The following is a 7,168-nucleotide window of genomic DNA, read 5'->3' on the forward strand; positions in this document are numbered from 1 at the left end:
ACGTCGACCAGCAGGCCGTGGCGGTTCTCCATCAAGCCATGTCCCATAAAGCACAACTTGGCCTCCTTGCCTTTGCCCTTGCGATAGAGCCGGGCATCCGGATCGGTGGTCGAGGCATGTGTGTCGTTCGAGCGCTTGTGGCCATGGAAGTTCGCTTTCGCGTTTCGCCCGCCGCCTTCAGCCGGCGGCTCGCCCGAGCCGTCCTTCGGCTTGACGCTCTTCATCGACGCCCAGGCCTCAATCAGCGTCCCGTCGACCGAGAAGTGATCCATCGACAGGAGCCTCTTGACCTTGGGCTGCGCCAGCACCGCGCTCAGGAACTTTGCGGCGATGTCGCCCTCCAGCAGCCGGTCGCGGTTCTTGGAGAACACCGAATGGTCCCAGGCCGCGTCGTCGACGCCGATACCGACGAACCAGCGGAACAGAAGGTCGTATTCCAGCCGCTCCATCAAAAGCCGCTCCGATCGGATCGAGTAGAACGCCTGCAGCAGCATCGCTCGCAGCAACTTTTCCGGCGGGATCGAAGGCCGCCCCATCGGCGAATACAGCGCCGCCAAGTCTTGCTCCAACGTCGCCAGCGCCTCGTTCACAATCCCCCGAATGCGGCGCAACGGATGATCGCGCCGCACCCGCGCCTCGAGATCAACATAACTGAACAACTCGCCAGACCGTCCGTCCCCCCGCGCATGCCTTGTTCTCCGAATCTCTCCGGAGAAACTGAATCACGCTCACAGCATCGCCGCGAGCCCTTTTTCAACAGCCTGCTAGATCGCCTTGAGATTGCCAGCAGAGGATTTTTCCAGTGCGCCGGTCCTGCTCGACCTCATAGCTGACCTTTTGGCCATCGGCGAGGGCCCTCAACCCGGATCATTCAACGGCAGATATATGAACGAAGACGTCCGCACCGCCGGAGTCGGGTTGGATGAACCCAAGCCTTTTGTCGCATTAAACCACTTCACCGTACCTGTAGCCACGCGCCTATTCCTTATCTTGGCAAGGCGAGCAGTCTTCACCCGCGCGAAGGCAATCTAGCCATCGCCCTGACTACGTCGATATGATGGTTGTCTTCCTCTTGCCTCTGCCTTCCAAAACTCGGCCGTAAGCTGAGGGCAGAATTTATCAGTGAGCTTTTCTGTTTCGCCATCCTCTCTTTTGGGAACGTGAAATTGATGGCCGAGCAATCCGCCGGAAACGACTTTGCTTGGCATTGCTGCGCTCCATCACGCCAAGGCGCGAGACTGTCAACTCGCTAGCCTTTCTTTTACGACTTTAGCGGCCGCCTCATAGCCCATGGTCGTCACAAGTTCCGTTGCGAACGCGGTACTGCCGGTCAGGTTGGCTTCGCATCTAGCCGCGTTAGCCTGCACGCCCTCGACGCAGGTCTTCGTAAATGTCAGAACCGCTTTGCGCATAAGATCCATGGCGTTGTGGATGCTAAAGAGGATGATCGGCTCCATGGCATTAAGCTGAAGCTGTCCCGCTTCCGCAGCCATGCCAACCGTCGTGTCCATGCCGTATACGTAAAAGCAGACCTGGTTCAACGCTTCGGCCGCAACCGGATTCACTTTCCCAGGCATCAGAGAAGAGCCGGGCTGAAGGGCCGGAAGCAGAATTTCGCCGATACCCCCGCGCGGGCCGCTCGATAGTAGCCGAAAGTCATTGGCGATTTTCGACAGCTTTGCTGCTATCCTCTTCAGGAGGCCCATGTGAAGCATGAAGGCCCCCATGTCCCAGCTTGCCTCAAACAAATCCTTGGACCCGACCAGCTGGAGCCCGGTGCTGTGGGACAGGTACTCGAGCGCCCGCGCCCTGTAGAAGGGCGTCGCGGTTACTCCCGTCCCGATCGCGGTTCCGCCGAGATTGACTTCGAGAAAACTCTGCGGAAGCCGTCCTCATCCGACAACAGCAACGCTTTCAACTCGCCTCTGCTCAGTCTAACGTCTCGATTGGTCATGGCACTCCCCTTCCACGGGAATCGGTGGTCGTAACGTCACCAGCGTGCCATGGCCGCCCCTCGCCTCAGAGTAAGGGCTGTTCTCTCTCCAGAGCTTTTTGCAGAACCTTCAGGACACTATCCCCTTACCGGCGGGGGTCGAGGTCGTCGAACCGACCCACCCCCTTTATCGGCGATGCTTTCGGACTGTCTCTGTCATACGCGAGTCGTGCACCGCACCCATGGTACGCGTGGAATGGCGATTCGGTGCTTCGGCCTTCGGCCTGCAGCACCGGCCCTTCGGGTTGGTGATCCCCCTTCCGCTTTTCTGCTTGTCCCCCGCTCTCCCGGTCCTCGCCGGACTGGCAGGGCAGGGCCAGGCCTGCACTAGGGGGCTTCGTAAGCCCTGCATTGTCGAGAATGAGCCTGAGTGCCGTGACCCGCGATCGCGTCATGTGTGTGGGCGAACAGCGATGCGAACGAAGGCATACGCTGATCGCGACGGCTCACGAAGGCGTATCGCTGATGGATCACGAGATAGAAGGTCGCGAGCAGTCCTAGAGCGATCGCGAAGATGAACTAGTGCGGGATGCCGCGATATCGATCTGAGCCCAGGGTGGCGCTATGATTGACAGTGGCGCTCGACACTTCGAACATGTCCTGTTCGAGCCTGGTCATGTAGTCCAGGGCGGCCTGATCGTGTCGTGACGCCTACCAGAGAATTTGCTGGTGAACTGACCGGCCAACGCCAAACTCATGCTCGCCGGGCCGACTTGTCAGCAGACGACAGAAACCGCTCAACGGCCGCGCGTTAGTAACCGCTTCAAGCTCAAACCGGCCAACAAAATGTAAGGCGGCATGGCGAGCGAATAGTGACCACAGTTTAATTCCAAAATATTTGGCCTAGCCCCGGCGTCCTTCAGCATCTGCATGAACCTCTCCGATAGCTCTGGCAACACCACTTTGTCTCTCTTGGCCAACACAACCTGAAGATCGAGACCAGGCCGTGCCAAACTATGCGCGTAATTCTCCAAGTCAAGTGGACCCCAGGCCCTTCTGAGATCGGTCAGCTCAATCTCAGGCTCAAGGCTATCGCGTATCGATCGTGTCGCGCGACCCGTCCAAACCATATCCGCTAGACTCCCCGCCGTCAGAAACAACGAGGCTTTTGACACAGACAAGTCGTGTGCCGCGACTACGGCCGCAACCCAGGAACCTAAGCTCATTCCGAGAACCGAAATCTCACGATAGCCTTCGCTTTTCAGCCAACGTATGAGTTTTCGCCCATCCAACACTGCCTGCCTAACAGATTGGATCGTTCGACCGAGATTAGGGCTAAGCATATAGTCGGCGTGCACGGAGCCGGGACGGCTGCGTTCGAAGTGATAAGGCATAGCAATCTCGACAACCGTGATGCCACTCTGCGAGAAAAAGTTGGCAATCTGACGATTCCGGGCGCTTGCATTCCAATGGTGAAAAATCACCATCGCCTGATTGAACGACCCGCTTTCTGTGATTTTCGCCGGGACGACATTGTTCTGTTCGATATCAGTAAAAATGTCCGATGGAAATTTGAGCCACCCATCTAGTCTTTCAAAACCCTGATCACTCACACTCGGCTCATCGAAAAAGGCTGGATCAGCCACGGCTTGGTCCGCAAGGGCACAGAACCCCTCGATACTTGTTATCTTCTTCGCACCTGGAAAGGCGCGTTCCGCGTCAAGGACGAAATCCGTTGTTTTTTTCCCTTCCTCACCGCGTCGCGCCCGCCGCTCATCCCAACGATCAAGCCAGCTATGATACACTCTGATTGTTTCCTAACTCACTTGCTCGCCATCGACCAAACCCTGGATCAACCAGGCTGTATATCGCGAGCAGCACTCCAATGCCTAGAAGGATCGAAAAGCCAGCAAATGCATCGATCAGCAAGTAGCCAGCCACGAGTAACGCTACGATCGCTGACATCCTCCACAAAGGCATGCAAAACCGACGTTCGACCCCTAAACGGATGGAGCCGTACAGAAATACAACACAGGTCGAAATAGCGATAAGAAGGCTGCTGTAATGGGTCGGCCTACGATAGCTGATCCCGGCGCTCACATCATTGCGCCCATAGAAGGCGGAAGACATATCGCCGACCAACCAAGCCACAATATTCTCTCCACCCGATGTCAGGTAAGCACTCTGGACCTTCATGACTATGGCAATCAGAACCCCCAAAACAGTACACCGAAAAATCCCACGCATAACCCTGAGGCTGGGTTCATTGAGCTCGTGTTGATAATCCACCTCCGGCCGATTACTCGCTTCTTCTCCAATTCTCCAAAGATCATGGATCACCGTATAGAGCAAAATGAGCCCTACGAAGAACAGATAAAAGCACAGGCACATGTATAGGTAAGCGAGCCCCGTGAATACGACCGCTTCCGGCACCGATATGACCTCAGGGCGCACAATCGCTAACGAGCCCCAATCCGTCGCATAGTTGCCAGCGCCTTGCATCAACGGGATCAAACACACGCCGATCCACTGAAAAAGACCGGCGAACAGCACACAAATCAAAAAAACCGCCCAATATGAATACGAAGAAGCTTCTACGCTGCGCGCCCAGGCATCGTCGCTTTTCATCTTGTCGCCCTGCGCTACAAGCTTTGGGCGGCCTTCATCTTTCCAAAAGGTCACTAGCTCGGTCACGAAGGCAAAAAACAGTGGCAAAAATACCATGAAGACGAATGTCCAATTCGCTGTCCAAAGAAACCCAACCTGCTTGACGACGCCATCCGCCCGGCCATATGTCACGCTGTGAATCCCCGTAATATACGACAAAAACCCAAGAGCGGTGACACCCGCAAACACCGACGCCGGTAAATTCAGGGGAGATCCGTGACTAAAAAACGCCTCCGATTTCCTCGCCAAACTAAAACGCCGCCTCGGCCCCTTGGCGTCAGTATCCCGTTTTAGCTCTGCCGGAGACGCTGAGTCGTCATCGAAGGTCGCAGCCAGTGCTGTATCTGGAATCTCCTGTGCAACGCTGCTTCCGGCTCTCTTCCCTTCTCGTCTCTTGGCCGATAACCGCGATTGCGCCCCACTAAGCTCCATCTGCCATTCGCTTGTTGCCACCGGATCATCGCACCCAAAAACCCTCGCCAGCCAACGAATATTGGCAGTGCTAATTCCCTTCTCGTTCTCTTGAAACCAAAGCTGCACCGTTCGCAGATCGACCCCAGTCCGGTTGGAATCGATCTGTGAAATCGCCTCTGCGAGAAGCTCGGGCGTCCATGGGCCTGCAGGAAACCCGTCCTTGCCCAATGGCCTACCAGCACCCGCCGCGGCCAACCGCTTGAATATTTCTTTGAAATCACTTTCGTCTCCCGGCGGAGGGAGAAATATTTTTCCATTCTTAATCAATGGCTTACAGGCGCTGCTTTCGTTTCGTTTCGCTAGCCTTCGTATCCTATCGTGCTCTCGTCCTTGATCAACGTTTTTATCAACTCGATTTTGGCCGGCACGGGAGAGGATCGAATACCGGCGACCCGCTGGAGAGGCTGAACACGGTTGTTGCGTCGGTCATGCGAACTGAGCATGGCAAATGTCCCCTACGCCGGAACGACCCTACGTCGGAACGAAGTGATCCGGTGTGAAGGCTGGTCCGCTTTGCCGAACCGATCGTAGCGGGCGCACCTCATGAGGAGTTGAAGGCCCGTTCTCGCCGCCTTGACTGGCCATCGGGGGATCACACGAAATCGCCGATGCGTTCAGGGAGGAAAACGAATGCAGCACTGGCTGGATAAGCTGACTGACCTTACCGCTGTCGAAGGCGATCAACGCAACCTTAAGGATGCTCTGGCTGGCCTGGCTGAACAGATCGGATTTGGCGGGTATGCCTATCTCAACATCCAGCCCGGCCATACGCTCGCGATTTCGAACTATCATCCAGAGTGGCAGTCAGTGTACTTCGGACGAAATTATTCTGCGCTCGATCCGGTCGTAGGACGCGCGAAAACCATGAAGCGGACCTTCACGTGGAGCGGCGATCAGGAGAGGCCGCGGCTTTCAAAAGCCCAACGCGCGTTTTACGCGCACGCGGCTGATTTCGGCATCCGCTCCGGCATAACCATCCCCGTCAGAACGGCGAACGGTTCGATGTCGATGTTCACCCTGGCCTCGGAGAAGCTGACAATCGAACTCGACCGGGAGATCGACGCCGTTGCCGCGGCAACGGCGGTCGCCCAGCTCCATGCCCGCATCACCTTCCTGCAGGCAACGCCCAGCGTCGAAAGGGCTGCCTATCTTGACCCCAAGGAGGCCACCTATCTTCGCTGGATCGCCGTCGGCAAAACGATGGAGGAAGTGGCGGAACTGGAGGGAGTAAAGTACAACAGCGTACGCGTCAAACTTGCCGAGACCAAGAAGCGCTTCGACGTCCATACAACGACGCACCTGACTGCCCTCGCCATCCGCAGAAAGTTGATCTGAAGCTCAGTTCACCGATGCCTTCGGGATATAGCCGAGAATGCTGATCAGCGTGTTCACAACGCTCATCTGCGCGTGCATCTCCATACTGGCCTCGATGTAACAGAGATGCCGAGCGCCGCCGATCACATTTCGTGACTTATACTCCTCAGGTAATGCCTGGAAAAGTTGATCGGCCTTGTCCACCAGACGCCGGTGGGTTCGGATGGCGTCGATCGTGAGGGTCTCCAGGTCGGTCGGGGGAAGTCCGCTCGTGAGCCCCACTATCGGCCGAAGCTCGAATTTTTCCTTCAACGTCGCGTCGTCCGATTCCATTCCAGTCCCCTTAGGTTTGGCTGCGGTACGCCCCCGCTGACGACGAACCCTTTGAACCCTAGCCGGGGTTCGGATCCGAGATGACTCGGCCCTGAGACCTTTTGACCCCGTGCTCCTTCCGCCCAGGTGCGCGTCACCTGCGGCCGCCAGAATGCGACGGCAGGTACGATATTCACTGCCACGACAACAGGAGGGAAATGATGACAACTACCTACTATATCGGACTGGATGGCCCCAAAGACACAATTTCCGGGAGCTGAACGCGGGCTGGGTGGAGGCGCGTTTCTCGGGCAGATTGCCAACACGCCGGAGGCCGTCACAAAGCTGACAGCCAACTGAGCAAGGACAATCTATTGATCGTTTATTTGCGATGGCTCCTATTTTTCACGAGCGCCGATACCCGACAGGTCAATCCGAATGCCTGCTTTATTCGGGTCGGTGGTCGCG

At 56.7% G+C, this 7,168-nt stretch carries 5 protein-coding genes and 2 pseudogenes; 1 reads left to right on the forward strand and 6 read right to left on the reverse strand.

The window, feature by feature from the left end:
* From EOB59_RS32840 to EOB59_RS32860, 5 genes and pseudogenes are all read right to left on the reverse strand, one after another.
* The coding region (locus EOB59_RS32840) for an IS5 family transposase (RefSeq protein ID WP_128290170.1) at positions 1-704 on the reverse strand (704 nt) is incomplete at its 3' end.
* Between the two features lie 49 nt (positions 705-753).
* Positions 754-974, reverse strand: a pseudogene (locus EOB59_RS32845) (cold-shock protein).
* Positions 975-1,241: 267 nt separating this feature from the next.
* Positions 1,242-1,859: pseudogene (locus EOB59_RS32850) on the reverse strand (lyase family protein); the annotation flags it as partial.
* An 871-nt stretch (positions 1,860-2,730) separates the two neighbouring features.
* Positions 2,731-3,738 carry a dienelactone hydrolase-related enzyme gene (locus tag EOB59_RS32855; RefSeq protein ID WP_095482575.1) on the reverse strand — a complete coding sequence of 336 codons (1,008 nt, stop codon included), beginning with the start codon at positions 3,736-3,738 and terminating at the stop codon, positions 2,731-2,733.
* A complete protein-coding gene (locus EOB59_RS32860; RefSeq protein WP_095482576.1) occupies positions 3,728-5,341 on the reverse strand; it encodes a hypothetical protein in 1,614 nt (537 codons plus the stop codon). Before EOB59_RS32860 ends, EOB59_RS32855 begins: the two co-directional genes overlap by 11 nt.
* A gap of 363 nt (positions 5,342-5,704) precedes the next feature.
* Between EOB59_RS32860 and traR the strand changes: the two genes are divergently transcribed.
* The gene (gene traR / locus EOB59_RS32865) at positions 5,705-6,409 is read left to right on the forward strand and encodes a transcriptional regulator TraR (protein WP_095482577.1); all 705 of its coding nucleotides are present in this window, start codon (positions 5,705-5,707) and stop codon (positions 6,407-6,409) included.
* A gap of 3 nt (positions 6,410-6,412) precedes the next feature.
* Here the strand turns inward: traR and EOB59_RS32870 are convergent, their stop codons facing one another.
* A complete protein-coding gene (locus EOB59_RS32870; RefSeq protein ID WP_095482578.1) occupies positions 6,413-6,721 on the reverse strand; it encodes a transcriptional repressor TraM in 309 nt (102 codons plus the stop codon).
* Between the last annotated feature and the right edge of the window lie 447 nt (positions 6,722-7,168).

This window comes from Mesorhizobium sp. M7A.F.Ca.MR.176.00.0.0 (assembly GCF_004023165.1).
Lineage (GTDB): Bacteria > Pseudomonadota > Alphaproteobacteria > Rhizobiales > Rhizobiaceae > Mesorhizobium.

What these genes read in the sequence shown, in the direction of transcription:
- traR (WP_095482577.1), top strand. Translation starts at nt 5,705, where the DNA reads ATGCAGCACTGGCTGGATAAGCTGACTGACCTTACCGCTGTCGAAGGC.
- EOB59_RS32870 (WP_095482578.1), bottom strand. Translation starts at nt 6,721, where the DNA reads ATGGAATCGGACGACGCGACGTTGAAGGAAAAATTCGAGCTTCGGCCG.